Consider the following 14,843-nt stretch of genomic DNA (forward strand, 5'->3'; position numbering starts at 1 on the left):
CCTCGGCGCTGGCGGGGATCCCCACCGGACGCGGGCTGCAGGATGACTCGCCGACGGCCGAGACCGAGACCGACGACCTCCCGGGGATCTCGGGACTCGGCGGAGACAACGCGGGGCTGCCCCCGTCGGCGAACTACCGGCTCCCGGCGGTGAGCGCCCTCGCCGCCGGCACGCCGCCGAAGGAGCGGTCAGCAGCCAACGATGCCGTCGTGCGCGCGATCGAGAGCGTCATGGAGCAGTTCAAGGTCGACGCTCGCGTCACCGGGTTCTCGCGCGGCCCGACGGTGACCCAGTACGAGATCGAGGTCGGTCCCGGTGTCAAGGTCGAGCGCATCACCGCGCTCACCAACAACATCGCGTACGCGGTCGCCTCCAACGAAGTGCGCATCCTCGCGCCGATCCCCGGCAAGAGTGCGATCGGCGTCGAAATTCCCAACGCCGACCGTGAGATCGTCACCCTCGGCGACATCCTGCGATCGGATGCCGCGGCGGCCTCGACGCACCCCATGACGATCGGCGTCGGAAAAGACGTGGGTGGTGGCTTCGTCGTCGCCAACCTCGCCAAGATGCCGCACCTCCTCGTGGCCGGTTCCACCGGCTCGGGCAAGTCGAGCTTCGTGAACTCGATGATCACGAGCCTCTTGATGCGCGCGAAGCCGTCCGAGGTGCGGATGGTGCTCATCGACCCCAAGCGCGTCGAGCTGACCTCCTACGCCGGTGTTCCTCACCTCATCACGCCCATCATCACGAACCCGAAGAAGGCCGCCGAGGCGCTCCAGTGGGTCGTGAAAGAGATGGACATGCGGTACGACGACCTGGCGTCGTTCGGCTTCCGTCACATCGACGACTTCAACAAGGCCGTCGTGGCGGGCGAGATCCAGCTCCCGGCGGGAAGCGAGCGCGTCCTCAAGCCGTACCCCTACCTGCTGGTGGTCGTCGACGAGCTCGCCGACCTCATGATGGTCGCGCCGCGCGACGTCGAGGACTCGATCGTCCGCATCACGCAGCTCGCCCGCGCGAGCGGTATCCACCTCGTGCTCGCGACGCAGCGCCCTTCGGTCGACGTCGTCACGGGTCTCATCAAGGCCAACGTGCCGTCCCGCCTCGCGTTCGCCGTCACGAGCGTCACGGACTCGCGGGTCATCCTCGACCAGCCCGGCGCCGATCGCCTCATCGGTCAGGGCGACGGTCTGTTCCTGCCGATGGGTGCCTCCAAGGCCCTGCGTGTGCAGGGCGCGTGGGTCAGTGAGCAGGAGATCGAGCGCGTCGTCGCCCACGTCACGCAGCAGGCGCGTCCGGAGTACCGTTCCGACGTCCAGGCCGCGGCCGAGAAGAAAGAGATCGACGCCGACATCGGTGACGACCTCGAACTGCTGCTGGCGGCAGCCGAGCTCGTCGTCTCGACGCAGTTCGGATCGACCTCGATGCTGCAGCGCAAGCTCCGGGTCGGCTTCGCCAAGGCGGGGCGCCTCATGGACCTCCTCGAGTCGCGCGAGATCGTCGGCCCGTCCGAGGGCTCGAAAGCCCGTGACGTCCTCGTGACGAACGAACAATTGCCGAGTGTCCTGGCGCGCCTGCGCGGCGAGGAACCGCCCGTGGCGGCCGACGACGACCGCTACGGCCCCGATGCCGTGGAGTCCCAGTACGACGGCATCCCGGTGGCCGAGGACGACGAAGGCTCGGAAGACGCCTGGCAACTGACGGGACGTGACTGATGAGAGTGCATCCGCAGGTGCCCAACGCGATCACGATCGCCCGCATCCTGTGCGCCCCGGTCTTCCTGTGGATGCTCCTCGCCGACGGAGGCGCCGGGGGAGGGCTGCGGTGGGCTGCGGCCGTCGTCTTCATCGTCGCGATCGCGACCGATGGCATCGACGGGTACATCGCCCGCCGCTACGAGATCGTCAGCGACCTCGGCAAGCTCCTCGACCCGATCGCCGACAAGGCGCTCACGGGAGTGGCCTTCGTCGGGTTGTCGATCCTCGGCGAGCTGGACTGGTGGGTGACGATCCTCGTGCTGGTCCGCGAGATCGGCATCACGATCTACCGATTCCTGGTCGTGAGCGACCACGTCCTGGCGGCCGCCTGGATGGGCAAGCTGAAGACGGTGGCGCAGGCCGTGGCGCTGTCGATCGCCCTGCTGCCGTTGGCCTCGCTCTCCGAGGCCGCGGTGTGGCAGTCGACGGTGTGGTGGGCCGGGGTGGTGACCATGACGATCGCCGTGGTCCTCACCATCGCCTCGGGGATCGACTACGTCATCTCGGAGGTGCGAGGAGCCCGCGCGAAGCGGAGCGCCCGATGATCGACGGCGTCCCCGACGATCTCGACGAGACGCTCGTCCGTGATCCGCGTGAGAGCGCCGCGGTGCTCCTCGACCGGCTCGCCGAGCTCGGGTGGACGATCGCGGTCGCGGAGTCGCTCACCGGCGGCATGATCGTGTCCTCTCTCGTCGACGTTCCGGGAGCCTCGCGTGTGGTCCGGGGAGGCGTGGTGGCCTACGCCACCGACGTCAAGAACAGCGTCCTCGGCGTCGATCCCGCCCTGCTCGAGGCGCACGGTGCCGTCCACCCGCGCGTCGCCCGGCAGATGGCGCGGGGCGTTCGCGAGGTCCTGGGACGCGACGGGACGCCGGCCGACGTCGGAATCGCCACGACCGGGGTCGCCGGCCCGGATGAGCAGGACGGGCAGCCGGTCGGCACCGTGCACATCGCCGTCTCCACTCCACTCGGGACGCGCGTGGATTCCCTCGTGATCTCGGGCGACCGGGATCGCATCCGGCGTGAGGCGAGCCACATCGCCATCCGCCGTGCTCTCGCCGCCCTCTGACCATCCGTTCTCGACACGCCCGGCGGAGGGAACAAACGGCGTCACACGCCGGTTGTTTGAGAGCGATTCCCATCCAGTGCCCAGCGCGCGGCATTAGGGTGACCTGGAACGGTGTTGTACCGTTGTCCACCCGGACAGCGGGGGAATCTGCAGTGAGGAGGGGTTCACATGATCCTGGTCCGTCAAGAGATCGGCGAAGTCCTGCGTGAGCTCCGCCAGCAGAAGGGCCGCACCCTTCGTCAGGTCGCCAGCCGCGCGAGTGTCGCGCTGGGGTACCTCAGCGAGGTCGAACGCGGTCAGAAGGAGGCGTCGAGCGAGATCCTCGCGTCCGTCGCCGAGGCCCTCGATGTCCCCATCTCGACGATCATGCGCGAGGTCGGCGACCGACTGTCGGTCCTCGAAGGTTTGCAGACCTTCCCCGATGTCGTCCCCGACGATCTGGTCGCGGCGGTCGAGCCCGAGCTCTCCCTGCACTGACGTCTCTGCATGCGTCGAAGTGAGTTCGATCGTGCCGTCGCCGACGAGTTCGGACCTCGGGGCGGTTCTTTGATGACCGATCTCGTGCTGTCCGCCGTGGGCGGGCGCACGAGTGCCGATGCCCTCGCCGCGGGCGTCGATCCGCGTGAGGTGTGGCTCGCGCTCTGCGAAGAGACCGACGTTCCGCGGGATCGCCGCTACGGCGTCGGACGTCTCGACCCGCGGCAACGCTGATCCCCTCGGGCCCGCTTGCGGCGCGCCCGCGGATGCCGTGGGCTCGTGGCCCGCCCGCATTGTCCCCTGCGCGGATGACGGGCGCAGCTGGACGCCCGGGGCACGGGTGGATGCGGGACGAGTTCGGTAGTCGACTCGCCGGAACCGGCGTGTCATCGAATCTTCGTTCGATATCCGCGTAGGCTCCTGCACATCGGAGTTTCGAGCGGGTTCGTCCCCAGAAGGTCGGGTTTCCTCCGCCGATGTCGGAGGCCCTCCCTAACGTGGGCGAAGTCGAACGACACTCTGAACGCCTTGTCGGGAATCTCCACCGTCGGTGGAGAACGCGACAGCCTATAGGCGACGGAACGCGAGCAGAAAGAAGACGTCATGCCCTCACCCGCAGAACGCGAGAAGGCCCTCGAGTCGGCCCTCGCCCAGATCGACCGTCAGTTCGGAAAGGGCTCGGTCATGCGCCTGGGCAGCGACGAGCGCGCCCCGATCGAGACCATCCCGACGGGTTCCATCGCCCTCGACGCCGCTCTGGGGATCGGCGGGCTTCCCCGCGGCCGCATCATCGAGATCTACGGTCCGGAGTCGTCGGGTAAGACGACGCTCACCCTGCATGCGATCGCCAACGCGCAGCGCGCCGGGGGTATCGCCGCCTTCATCGACGCCGAGCACGCGCTCGACCCCGAGTACGCCAAGAAGCTCGGCGTCGACATCGATGCGCTTCTGGTGTCGCAGCCCGATACCGGTGAGCAGGCGCTCGAGATCGCCGACATGCTGATCCGTTCCGGCGCCATCGACCTCGTCGTCATCGACTCCGTCGCCGCCCTCGTTCCCGAGGCCGAGATCAAGGGCGAGATGGGTGACTCCCACGTCGGTCTCCAGGCCCGTCTGATGTCGCAGGCACTCCGCAAGCTCACGGGTGGGCTGAACACCACCAAGACGACGGCGATCTTCATCAACCAGTTGCGCGAGAAGATCGGTGTGTTCTTCGGGTCCCCCGAGACCACCGCCGGTGGAAAGGCGTTGAAGTTCTACGCTTCGGTCCGTCTCGACATCCGTCGAATCGAGACCCTGAAAGACGGCACCGAGGCGGTCGGTAACCGCACTCGCGTGAAGGTCGTCAAGAACAAGATGGCGCCGCCCTTCAAGCAGGCCGAGTTCGACATCATCTACGGCGTGGGTATTTCCCGCGAGGGAAGCCTCATCGACTTCGGTGTCGAGCACGGCATCGTGAAGAAGTCCGGTGCCTGGTACACCTACGACGGCGAGCAGCTGGGCCAGGGCAAAGAGAACGCCCGCGGGTTCCTCATCAAGAACCCCGACGTCGCGGCTGAGATCGAGTCGAAGATCAAGACCAAGCTCGGCATCGGTGTCGCCCCCGCGGCGGCGCCGACCACCGACGAGCTGGCCGCCCGCCGCCCCGCCTGATGATCGACGACGCAGGCCGCCCGGGCCGTGGATCCGAGACACTCTCGGGCCGCGGCGCGGGCGGCGGCGCGGTCGAGGACGCTCTCGCCCCCGTGATCCCTCTGTTCGGTGCGCGGGAACGCGAGGCGAAACCGCCGCATGACGGCGCGTCTGGCGAGACGCGACCAGGTGCGGGTCGCGCACGCGCACGGTGGACGCTTCCGGGCGACAGTACGGGCGAGATCAATGACGCGGGCGTCGCTGTCGACTCGCCGGATGAGATCCGCGACCGGGCGGAAGCGCTGCTCCTGCGGAGGCTCCGCGGACGCTCGCTTTCTCTGGTCGAGGCGGGCGCGGTCGTCCGCGAGGTCGAGGGTGCGGATGAGGCGATCGTCGACGAGGTCGTGGCGAAGTTCGTCGACCTCGGTTACCTGAACGACGAGGCCTTCGCCGAGCAACTGGCCATGACCGCCATCGAACGACGTGGCCAGGGCCGTCGGGCAGTCGTCCAGACGCTCCGCAAGCGGGGGATCCCACGCGAGGTGGCCGACGCCGCCGTCGCCGAGCTCCCCGACGACGATGCCGAGCGGGCTCTGGAGTTCGCGCGATCCAAGATCCGCGGTGTGAGCGGCAAGGACTACGACGCCAGCCTGCGGCGCCTCGCGGGCCAGCTGGCCCGTCGCGGCTACTCCTCTTCGGTATCGCTCGACGCAGCGCGTCAGGCACTGGCGGAAGCCGGTGTGCGTCGTGCGCCCTTCACTCGTCCCGCCCCCTCGGGTGTGCGCTTCACCCCCGACGACTGAGCCGTCTCCGCGCCGGCGGAGCGCACGCCGGCAATGACACGGTCGTGCCGTCCGAATCCGCACGGCCCTCCGCCGCCCGGCGTGGGGTGGACTCCGACGCGGGCTCGGGGCGTACGCCGGCACGGGCTCGGGTGCACGGACCCCGGCACCGGCGCGAGCGGCGCTTAGAATGGCACGCATCATGACGACCCCCGTATCCACGCCGACGCTGATCGCGCCGTCCGCCGCTGCTGTCGCAGCCGACGGTCGTGCCCGCACCTACGAGGTGCGCACGTTCGGCTGTCAGATGAACGTCCACGACTCCGAGCGCCTGTCGGGCTCGCTCGAAAGCGCCGGGTACGTGCGCGCCGACGCCGGCGCCGACGCCGACGTCGTCGTGATCAACACGTGTGCCGTGCGTGACAACGCCGCGGGCAAGCTGTACGGCACGCTTGGCCACTTGAAGTCGCGCAAGGACGCTCACGGCGGCATGCAGATCGCCGTCGGCGGGTGCCTCGCCCAGATGGACAAGGACGCCGTCCAGCAGAAGGCGCCGTGGGTCGATGTCGTCTTCGGAACGCACAACATGGGGTCGCTGCCCGGAATGCTGGAGCGGGCGCGCCACAACGGCGAGGCCGAGCTCGAGATCCTCGAGTCCCTCGAGATCTTCCCGTCCACCCTGCCCACCAAGCGCGACTCGGTGCACAGCGGCTGGGTGTCCATCTCGGTCGGCTGCAACAACACGTGCACCTTCTGCATCGTGCCGAGCCTGCGCGGCAAAGAGAAGGACCGTCGTCCCGGCGACATCCTGAACGAGATCCGGCTGCTCGTCGACGACGGAGCGATCGAGGTCACGCTGCTGGGCCAGAACGTCAACTCCTACGGGGTCGAGTTCGGTGACCGTCTTGCGTTCGGCAAGCTGCTGCGCGCGGCGGGCGAGATCGAGGGCCTGGAGCGGATCCGCTTCACGAGCCCTCACCCGGCGGCGTTCACCGACGACGTCATCGCCGCGATGGCCGAGACGCCGGCGGTCATGCCGCAGCTGCACATGCCTCTGCAGTCCGGTTCGGACCGCATCCTCAAGGCGATGCGCCGGTCGTACCGCAGCGAGCGTTTCCTCGGTATCCTGGACCGCGTCCGCGAGCGCATCCCGCACGCGGCGATTACAACCGACATCATCGTGGGCTTCCCGGGCGAGACGGATGCCGACTTCGACGAGACGATGCGTGTCGTCGAGGCCTCGCGCTTCGCCAGCGCGTTCACCTTCCAGTACTCGATCCGTGAGGGCACACCGGCCGCCACGATGGAGGACCAGGTGCCCAAGGCCGTCGTGCAAGAGCGCTACGAACGACTCGTGGCTCTGCAGGAGCGCATCTCGCTCGAAGAGAACCAGAAGCAGCTCGGGCGTGCGCTCGAGGTGCTGGTCTCCGCGGGCGAGGGCAAGAAGGATGCCGCGACCCGCCGCCTCACCGGTCGCGCCGAAGACAATCGTCTCGTGCACTTCGAGGTGCCCGACGGGTCCGTGCTGCCGCGCCCCGGTGACGTCGTCTCGGTCGTGGTCACCCACGCCGGACCCTTCCACCTGCTCGCGGACGCTCCCGCGGGCGAGCCGCTGCGGATCCGCCGGACACGCGCCGGCGACGCCTGGGACCGTTCGCAGGCGGAGTCGTGCGGCGTGCCCGCCTCGACCGCCGACGAGGGCACCGTTCGCGCCGTCTCGCTGGGCCTGCCGACGCTGCGCATCGGCGGGTGACCGCGGACGAGGTCGCCGCACCGCGACTGTGGGCGATCGTCGGAGCGACCGGGACGGGGAAGACCGGGCTCTCGCTCGACTTCGCCGAGGCACTCGGACGTCGCGGTCGCCCCGCCGAGATCGTCAACGCGGATGCCATGCAGCTGTACCGCGGGATGGACATCGGTACCGCCAAGCTCCCGGTCGCCGAGCGGCGTGGCATCCCGCACCACCTCTTCGACGCGCTCGAGGTGACGGACGAGGCCGCGGTCGCGTGGTACCAGGTGGCGGCGCGCGAGGCGATCTCGGCGATTCACGGGCGCGGCGCCGACGCGATCCTCGTCGGAGGCTCCGGTCTCTATGTCTCGGGCGTCCTCTGGGATTTCCGCTTTCCACCCCGCGACGCGTCCGTGCGGGCGGAACTCGAGGCGTTGCTCGACCGACTCGGTCCCGGTGCTCTGTTCGAGCGGCTCCGTGCGGCGGATCCCACCGCAGCCGAGCGCATCGACCCGCGCAACGGACGCCGCGTCGTGCGCGCCCTCGAAGTGCTCGCGCAAGGCGCGGACACGCACGGCGGTGCCCTTCCCGAGGCGCCGGCCTTCTGGCATCCGTCGACGTCGATCCTCGGCACCGCCTTCGAGCGCGACCAGCTCGTCGGTCTGCTGGACGCGCGAGTGGAGCGCATGTGGGCGGATGGGCTGCTCGACGAGGTTGCCGCGCTCCGGCGCGACGGTCTCGAGCGCGGGGCCACCGCCGCCCGGGCGATCGGGTACGCGCAGGCTCTCGCCGAGCTGCGCGGCGAGGTCACTCGCGACGAGGCGATCGCCCAGACGCAGGCGCTCACGCGTCGCTACGCCCGCCGACAGGTGTCCTGGTTCCGGCGCTATGCCGACGCGCGGTGGGTCGATGCCCGGACGGCCGACGCCGACGCCCTCGCAGCCGAGGTCGAGGGCTGACCGCACGGATCCGGGCGTGCGACCGCGAACAGGGGCTCGGTCGCGCGGCGATCGCCGAGGCCGAACGGCGACGGGCGGCCCTCGGACGCCGTTGCCTAGACTGGGCGCATGGCGACTCTCGCGTTCACCAAGGGCCACGGCACCGGCAACGACTTCGTGGTCGTGTCCGACCCGGACGGCGAGCTCGACCTCTCGGATGACCAGGTCGCGATCCTCTGCGATCGCCACTTCGGCATCGGCGCCGACGGGCTGCTGCGCGTCGTGCGCTCGGCGGCCATCGCCGAGGGGGCGGATGTCGCCGCCTCCGGCGCCGAGTGGTTCATGGACTACCGCAACGCCGACGGATCGAAGGCGGAGATGTGCGGCAACGGCACGCGCGTGTTCGCCCGCTACCTTACGGACACGGGTCTCGCCGACATCACCGGGGGGCTGCGCATCGGCACGCGTGCCGGGGTGAAGACGCTCACGCGCAGCGACCGCGGCTTCGAAGTCGACCTGGGGGAGTTCCGCATCGAGCCGGGCGACGTGCTCGTGCGGGCCAAGGGGCTCCCGGTGGCCCGCCCCGGTGTGGGCGTCGACGTCGGCAATCCTCACGTCGTCGTCGCTCTGTCGTCGGACAGCGAGCTCGACGGCCTCGAGCTCGCTTACCAGCCGGTTCTCGACCCCGCACCGGCCCGCGGCGCGAACGTCGAGTTCGTGGTGCCCGCCGATCCGCTCGTCCACGAGGGTGTCGGCGCGATCAGCATGCGGGTGTTCGAACGCGGTGTCGGCGAGACGCTCAGCTGTGGAACGGGTGTCGCCGCCGCTGCTCTCGCCGTCCGGCACTGGGCGGGTTCGGCCGCGCCGGACTCCTGGGTCGTCGACACTCGCGGTGGCACTCTGGGGGTGCGCATCGCCGACGGCCGCGTGTACCTCTCGGGCCCGGCATCCCTCGTCTTCACCGGCGAGGTCGCCCTCGCCTGAACGCCGTCGTGGCGCGCGTCGTCTGCCCGCCACGGGCCCGTTCGCGGACGAACGGGGGCGTCAGGAGATGACGGCGATGGGTTCGCTCGGCGGGGAGCCGTGACGGCGCACGCGCAGCACGCGGTAGCTGCGGGCGGTCGCCGCGCGGTGCACCGAGAACCCTGTCGGGAAGGTCGCCGAGAGCCACCGCTGCAGGGAGTCGGAGCCGAGGTTGCGCTGCACGACGAACCAGCCGTCGGAGCGGTCCTCGAGCCGGGGGATCCACTGCTCGAGCATCCCGTGCAGCTCGTTCTTGCCGACGCGGATGGGCGGGTTGGAGCGGATGGTGCGGAAGGAGATGTCCGTGGGAACATCTTCGGGCCGCACGGCGTTGATGTTGTCGAGGCCGAGCAGTTGCGCGTTCTGCCTCACGAGGTCGAGTGCGCGTTCGTTGACGTCGACGGCCCAGACGGTCGCGTGCGGAGCGTCCAGGGCGAGGCTCAGCGTGATCGGACCCCACCCGCTCCCCAGGTCGAGGAAGTTCCCGCCGGACGGCGGGGCGGGGGTGTTCGCCAGCAGCACCGATGTCCCGGCATCCAGACGGTCGGGGCTGAAGACTCCACCCGCGGTGACCACCTCGAGCTCACGCCCGGCGAGGCTCACTCGGAGGCGGCGGAACTGCTCGGGACTCGATGGCGACGCGCTGAAATAGTGCTCGCTGCCCATGCCGGAAGCGTAGCGGAACGGAGCCCCGGACGTGGGGGCGACTAAAGTGCGAGGATGCCGCGGCATCGACCGCGGACGAAAGGAACACATGACCGAACAGACCACACCCCCGAGCACCGACGAGTCGCCGGTGGATCCGGTCGACCGGGTGCTCTCGCGCGCCGAAGCGCACCGAGGGGTCCGGGTCTTCGGTGCGGCGCAGGCCCTCCAGGACGCCGCCACCGCGTACGGCGGATCGACCGACGGCGATCAGTGGGATCGCGAGGAACGCGCAGCGCTGCGCCGTGTTCCGGGGCTCTCCACCGAGCTCGAGGACGTCACCGAGGTCGAGTACCGCCAGTTGCGACTCGAGAACGTCGTGCTCGTCGGCGTGCACCCGCAGGGCGAGCAGGCGGATGCCGAGAACTCGCTGCGCGAGCTGTCTGCGCTGGCCGAGACCGCCGGCGCCGTCGTGCTCGACGGCGTGCTGCAGCGGCGTCCGCACCCGGACCCGGCGACGTACGTCGGACGGGGCAAGGCGGCGGAGCTGCGCGACATCGTCGCGGCGGTCGGCGCTGACACCGTGATCGCCGACACCGAGCTGGCCCCCAGTCAGCGGCGCGCGCTGGAGGATGTCGTGAAGGTCAAGGTCATCGATCGGACGACCGTGATCCTCGATATCTTCAGCCAGCACGCGAAGAGCCGCGAAGGCAAGGCTCAGGTCGAGCTCGCGCAGCTCGAGTACCTGCTCCCGCGTCTGCGCGGGTGGGGTGACTCGATGTCGCGCCAGGCCGGTGGACAGGTCGGCGCGGGCGGCGCGGGTATGGGGTCGCGCGGTCCGGGTGAGACCAAGATCGAGCTCGACCGCCGCCGGATCCGCACGAAGATGGCGCTGCTGCGCAAGCAGCTGCGCGACTTCGCCCCGGCCCGCGAGGCGAAGCGCGCGGAGCGCAAACGGAACACGATCCCCTCGGTCGCGATCGCGGGGTACACCAACGCCGGGAAGTCGAGTCTGCTCAACCGCCTCACCAGCGCCGGTGTGCTGGTCGAGAACGCCCTGTTCGCGACCCTGGATGCCACCGTCCGCCGCTCCGAGACGACCGACGGGCGCGTCTACACCTTCACCGACACGGTGGGCTTCGTGCGGAACCTGCCGCATCAGCTCGTCGAGGCCTTCCGCTCCACGCTGGAAGAGGTGGGCGACGCCGACGTCATCCTGCACGTCGTCGACGCGTCGCATCCCGATCCGGCGGCGCAGCTGTCGACGGTGCGCGACGTGATGGGCGACGTGCACGCCGATTTCGGCCACGAGATCGTGGTGTTCAACAAGGCCGACCTCCTCGGCCCCGATGATCGTCTGGTGCTCCGGGGCCTCGCTCCCGCGGCGCTGTTCGTGTCGTCGCGCACGGGCGAGGGCATCGACGAGCTGCGCGCCGCGATCGAGGAGGCCCTGCCGCTGCCGGCGGTCGAGGTGCAGGCGGTCGTGCCCTACGACCGCGGCGATCTGGTCTCGGCGGTGCACGAGACCGGCCTCATCCTCGCGCAGGAGCATCGTGAGCAGGGCACGTTCCTTCACGCGCACGTCGGTGCGCGACTCGCGGCCGAACTCGCGCCGTTCTCCGGCTGACACCCCCCGCGCAGAAGACCCCCGCCGACGTCTCGGCGGTGGTCGTCTGCGCGGGCGCGATGCCCCGATGAGCGCGTCAGTCGAGGGCGAGCGTCGGGATTCCGGGCGTCTCGAAACCGAACACCGCGCCGAGGAAGCCCAACTCGCGTTGCAGGGAGTCCACGACGGTCTCGGCCCGACGGAAGCCGTGGCCCTCGCCCTCGTACAGGACGTAGGCGTGCGCGACGCCGTGTTCGACGAGCGCGTCGCGGATGGCTTCGGCTTGCGAGGGGGGAACGACACGGTCTTCGGTGCCCTGCAGGATCAGCAGCGGAACCCGGAACCGCTCGGGATGCGACAGCGGTGATCGCTCGATGTAGACCGCCTCGGCCTCGGGGAGCGCTCCGATGAGGCCGTCGAGGTAGCGCGCCTCGAAGTCGTGGGTGTCTTCGGCCAGCGCGCGGGCATCCCCGACGCCATAGCGCGAGATGCCGGCCGAGAACACCTCGGTGTTCGTGACGGCGGCCAGCACCGTCCACCCGCCCGCCGACCCGCCCGCGATCGCGAGGCGCGCGGGGTCGGCGAGACCCGCGTCGGCGAGGGCGGATGCCGCGGCGGCGACGTCGTCGACATCGACGACGCCCCACTGGCCGCGCAACCGCTCGCGATACGCGCGACCGTAGCCGGTGGACCCGCCGTAGTTGACGTCGAGCACCCCGATGCCGCGGCTGGTGAAGAACGCGGTCTTCACCGACGGCGATGGGCCCACGTGCGAGGTGGGACCGCCGTGCACGAGGACGACGTAGGGAGGACGCTCGTCGGCGGGGCCGACGTGGTCGGGGCTGGTCGGGGCGTACGCGAACGCGTGCACCGGACCGTGCGGCCCCTCCGCCGTCAGAGCACGGGCGACCGGCATCCATTCGATCCCCGGGTGGTCGCCGCCGGTGACGAGCTCGGCGTCTCCCGAGTCGAGGTCGATCACCCACAGGCCGGCGAGGCCCGTCGCGTCGGAGCCGGAGACGAGGGCGCGCGATCCGCGGACGTCGTCGATCGAGGCACCCGCGCACACGGGCACGTCGAGGGGGCGCACGCCGCTCGGGGCGATCTCGACGACCTCGTCGGCGCCATCGGTGCGGACCGCCACGATGCGGCCGTCCGAAGTCGCCCCGAACCACCGCGTGCCCAGCACCCACACTCCACCCCCGGTGTCGGCGTCGGCCGGGGCCACGGCCTGCGGGTCCTCGCCGATGCGCAGCCGGAAGAGATTCCAGCGCCCGTCGGGGTCGTCGGTGTACAGCAGCTCGTCGTCGGCCATCCACACCGGCTGGAGGGGCGCGCGACGCGCACCGCCCGCGAGCTCGCGCACGGTACCCGTCGCGAGGTCGCGGACACGCACGGTCGTGGCATCCCACGGCATGTCGGGGTGATTCCACGCCGTCCAGGCCAGTCGTCGCCCGTCCGGCGAAAGCGCGGGGTGGACCAGGAAATCGCTGCCCTCGGCGAGGATCTCGGCCTCGGAGCCGTCGAGCGGGATCCGCACGATGGCGCGGGCCGGGACCCGGGCCTCGCCGTGGACCTCGCGTACCGCCAGCAGCGAGCCGTGCTGCCAGGACAGTCCGCCGTGCCGTACGCCGGCGGAGGCCGGGGTCAGGGGTCGTGGCTCGCCGCCGGGAGCGAGCGCGTAGACGCGTTGATCGGTCTTCTCGACGTAGTAGAGCTCGCCGTCGTCGGAGGCCGTCCAGGCGCCGCCGCCGTACTCGTGCACCGAGGAGCGCGCATTCGCGGGCGCCGGCAGCACGGTCTCGACCGCGCCGTCGGCGCGTCGACGGCGAACGGCGACGCGGCCGCCTTCGCTCGGAACGGATTCGCCCCACCAGATCTCGTCCCCGACGATCCGCGCCCCGTCGATGCGGGGCGACGACTGCGCGACGCGCTCGGGGGAGAGGGGAGAGGGCCAGGAACCGTAGGGGAGCGTCGAGGGCATGGCATCCACCCTACGGACGGGGGCGGACACGGTCGCGCGGCGGCACGGGCTCAGCCCCCGACGGGTTGCCGCACGATGCCGAGGCCGGCGGCCCAGTCTCGGACGATCTGCCGCTGGCTGTCGTCGCAGGTGTAGCCGTAGCCGACGCTCACCTCCCAGTACGAGAACTCGTCGATGGGGACCTCGTGCTCCAGCGACCACCCGTCGAGGAAGGTGAGCGCGTAGCAGTCCGCCATCGTCTCGACATCACCGGCGAACGCGGGGAGGGCGCTCTGGGTGGCTTCGGGGTTCGTGAACTGCAGGACGTGGGCGAACTCGTGGTACGCGATGCCGGTGCGGATCCAGTCCGTCATCGTCTCGTCCGTCCGCGTCGCGCCGTTGACGCGCACGGTGAAGGGGTCGGTGCTCGAGACGCACGCCAGGGCGTCGGCGCCGCACGGCGTGCCCCCCTCGTCGACGGCCATCGACACCCAGCCGCGACCGAGCGAGTCGAGGGTCGACTCCCAGGGCGTTCCGGACGCGTTGGCCGCGCCCTGGACACGCGCCGCGTCGGCGCGCGATGCCAGATCGGTCGCGAATGCCTCGACCTCGGCCACGTCCCTGCTCAGGGCGTCGGCGTTGCTCCGATGGATCCACGCGTGGTCTGCGAACTCCTCGACGCGAGCCCAGGGGACGAGCGTCGCGAAGGGAAGCCCGACAAGCGGCTCGACCGTCTCGTACAGGCCGGCCATGGCCGCACCGAACTGCTCCTTGCGGTCGATCAGCTCGCGTTGCTCCTCGATCTGTCGCTGCTGGTCGGTGATCTGCTGTCGCTGGTCGGTGATCTGCGAACGTGCGCCGTCGAGCTGCATCGCCAGCCACAGGATGCCGAGCCCAGCGGCGACGGCGACGAGCGCGAGCAGGCACGAGAGCACGACGATGCCCGTACGGGGCCGGCGCCCGGTCGGAGGGAGGGGCGGTGGGGACGCGGAGGCGATGTCGGGGAGGACCTCGACGGAGTGCTCGGGCGACGGCTGTCCGGTGGGGGAGGTGGAGGTCACGACGCTCGCTCTCTCGATGTGTCCTGTCATGGTAGGGGCCCCGGTGCTCCGGCTGCGGCGCCTGTGCATAACCGGCGGTGGGCGCGTGCGCGGCGACCCGTCGGCGGGGTCGACGAACGACGAAGGCCGGATGCCACTTCGCGTGGCATCCGGCCTTCCGG

General features: G+C 70.4%; 14 protein-coding genes. 11 read left to right on the plus strand and 3 right to left on the minus strand.

Annotation, left to right across the window (positions count from 1 at the left end):
• The 10 genes from FE256_RS07620 to dapF form a co-directional block, all read left to right on the plus strand.
• Window positions 1-1,715: DNA translocase FtsK (locus tag FE256_RS07620; protein ID WP_252370939.1), on the plus strand; the 1,715-nt coding region annotated here is incomplete at its 5' end.
• Complete coding sequence (pgsA, locus tag FE256_RS07625; protein ID WP_138174356.1) at window positions 1,715-2,302, plus strand: CDP-diacylglycerol--glycerol-3-phosphate 3-phosphatidyltransferase; 588 nt, start codon at window positions 1,715-1,717, stop codon at window positions 2,300-2,302. The genes FE256_RS07620 and pgsA, both read left to right, overlap by 1 nt.
• The gene (locus FE256_RS07630; RefSeq protein WP_138174358.1) at window positions 2,299-2,826 is read left to right on the plus strand and encodes a CinA family protein; all 528 of its coding nucleotides are present in this window, start codon (window positions 2,299-2,301) and stop codon (window positions 2,824-2,826) included. The genes pgsA and FE256_RS07630 overlap by 4 nt, the downstream gene beginning before the upstream one ends.
• Before the next feature lie 168 nt (window positions 2,827-2,994).
• The gene (locus FE256_RS07635) at window positions 2,995-3,303 is read left to right on the plus strand and encodes a helix-turn-helix domain-containing protein (RefSeq protein ID WP_138174360.1); all 309 of its coding nucleotides are present in this window, start codon (window positions 2,995-2,997) and stop codon (window positions 3,301-3,303) included.
• Between the two features lie 9 nt (window positions 3,304-3,312).
• Entirely contained in the window at window positions 3,313-3,537 is a 225-nt protein-coding gene (locus tag FE256_RS07640; protein WP_138174362.1) for a DUF3046 domain-containing protein, read from the plus strand.
• Between the two features lie 369 nt (window positions 3,538-3,906).
• Window positions 3,907-4,956, plus strand: coding sequence for a recombinase RecA (gene recA / locus FE256_RS07645; RefSeq protein ID WP_138174364.1), 1,050 nt, complete (start codon window positions 3,907-3,909; stop codon window positions 4,954-4,956).
• Entirely contained in the window at window positions 4,956-5,738 is a 783-nt protein-coding gene (locus FE256_RS07650; protein ID WP_138174366.1) for a regulatory protein RecX, read from the plus strand. Before recA ends, FE256_RS07650 begins: the two co-directional genes overlap by 1 nt.
• Window positions 5,739-5,919: 181 nt before the next feature.
• Window positions 5,920-7,470: a tRNA (N6-isopentenyl adenosine(37)-C2)-methylthiotransferase MiaB gene (gene miaB, locus FE256_RS07655; protein WP_138174368.1), complete on the plus strand. Its 1,551-nt coding sequence runs from the start codon at window positions 5,920-5,922 to the stop codon at window positions 7,468-7,470.
• Window positions 7,467-8,405 carry a tRNA (adenosine(37)-N6)-dimethylallyltransferase MiaA gene (gene miaA, locus FE256_RS07660; protein ID WP_138174370.1) on the plus strand — a complete coding sequence of 313 codons (939 nt, stop codon included), beginning with the start codon at window positions 7,467-7,469 and terminating at the stop codon, window positions 8,403-8,405. The genes miaB and miaA overlap by 4 nt, the downstream gene beginning before the upstream one ends.
• 108 nt (window positions 8,406-8,513) lie before the next feature.
• Window positions 8,514-9,368 (plus strand): diaminopimelate epimerase, encoded by an 855-nt coding sequence (dapF, locus tag FE256_RS07665; RefSeq protein WP_138174372.1) that lies wholly within the window; start codon window positions 8,514-8,516, stop codon window positions 9,366-9,368.
• A gap of 60 nt (window positions 9,369-9,428) precedes the next feature.
• On the opposite strand, the gene FE256_RS07670 is transcribed toward dapF, so the two are convergent.
• Window positions 9,429-10,073 carry a class I SAM-dependent methyltransferase gene (locus tag FE256_RS07670; RefSeq protein WP_138174374.1) on the minus strand — a complete coding sequence of 215 codons (645 nt, stop codon included), beginning with the start codon at window positions 10,071-10,073 and terminating at the stop codon, window positions 9,429-9,431.
• An 88-nt stretch (window positions 10,074-10,161) separates the two neighbouring features.
• Between FE256_RS07670 and hflX the strand changes: the two genes are divergently transcribed.
• Complete coding sequence (gene hflX / locus FE256_RS07675) at window positions 10,162-11,679, plus strand: GTPase HflX (protein ID WP_138174376.1); 1,518 nt, start codon at window positions 10,162-10,164, stop codon at window positions 11,677-11,679.
• Between the two features lie 76 nt (window positions 11,680-11,755).
• Here hflX and FE256_RS07680 read toward each other — a convergent pair whose 3' ends face one another.
• Window positions 11,756-13,642, minus strand: coding sequence for a S9 family peptidase (locus FE256_RS07680; RefSeq protein WP_138174378.1), 1,887 nt, complete (start codon window positions 13,640-13,642; stop codon window positions 11,756-11,758).
• A gap of 50 nt (window positions 13,643-13,692) precedes the next feature.
• Complete coding sequence (locus tag FE256_RS07685; protein ID WP_138174380.1) at window positions 13,693-14,682, minus strand: PilN family protein; 990 nt, start codon at window positions 14,680-14,682, stop codon at window positions 13,693-13,695.
• Window positions 14,683-14,843: the final 161 nt, after the last annotated feature.

Source organism: Microbacterium sp. 5K110, assembly GCF_005774735.1.
Lineage (GTDB): Bacteria > Actinomycetota > Actinomycetes > Actinomycetales > Microbacteriaceae > Microbacterium.

Coding starts and splice junctions, on each gene's coding strand:
- FE256_RS07630 (WP_138174358.1), top strand. CDS start 2,299: ATGATCGACGGCGTCCCCGACGATCTCGACGAGACGCTCGTCCGTGAT.
- hflX (WP_138174376.1), top strand. CDS start 10,162: ATGACCGAACAGACCACACCCCCGAGCACCGACGAGTCGCCGGTGGAT.
- FE256_RS07640 (WP_138174362.1), top strand. CDS start 3,313: ATGCGTCGAAGTGAGTTCGATCGTGCCGTCGCCGACGAGTTCGGACCT.
- dapF (WP_138174372.1), top strand. CDS start 8,514: ATGGCGACTCTCGCGTTCACCAAGGGCCACGGCACCGGCAACGACTTC.
- FE256_RS07680 (WP_138174378.1), bottom strand. CDS start 13,642: ATGCCCTCGACGCTCCCCTACGGTTCCTGGCCCTCTCCCCTCTCCCCC.
- pgsA (WP_138174356.1), top strand. CDS start 1,715: ATGAGAGTGCATCCGCAGGTGCCCAACGCGATCACGATCGCCCGCATC.
- miaB (WP_138174368.1), top strand. CDS start 5,920: ATGACGACCCCCGTATCCACGCCGACGCTGATCGCGCCGTCCGCCGCT.
- recA (WP_138174364.1), top strand. CDS start 3,907: ATGCCCTCACCCGCAGAACGCGAGAAGGCCCTCGAGTCGGCCCTCGCC.
- FE256_RS07650 (WP_138174366.1), top strand. CDS start 4,956: ATGATCGACGACGCAGGCCGCCCGGGCCGTGGATCCGAGACACTCTCG.
- FE256_RS07635 (WP_138174360.1), top strand. CDS start 2,995: ATGATCCTGGTCCGTCAAGAGATCGGCGAAGTCCTGCGTGAGCTCCGC.
- FE256_RS07670 (WP_138174374.1), bottom strand. CDS start 10,073: ATGGGCAGCGAGCACTATTTCAGCGCGTCGCCATCGAGTCCCGAGCAG.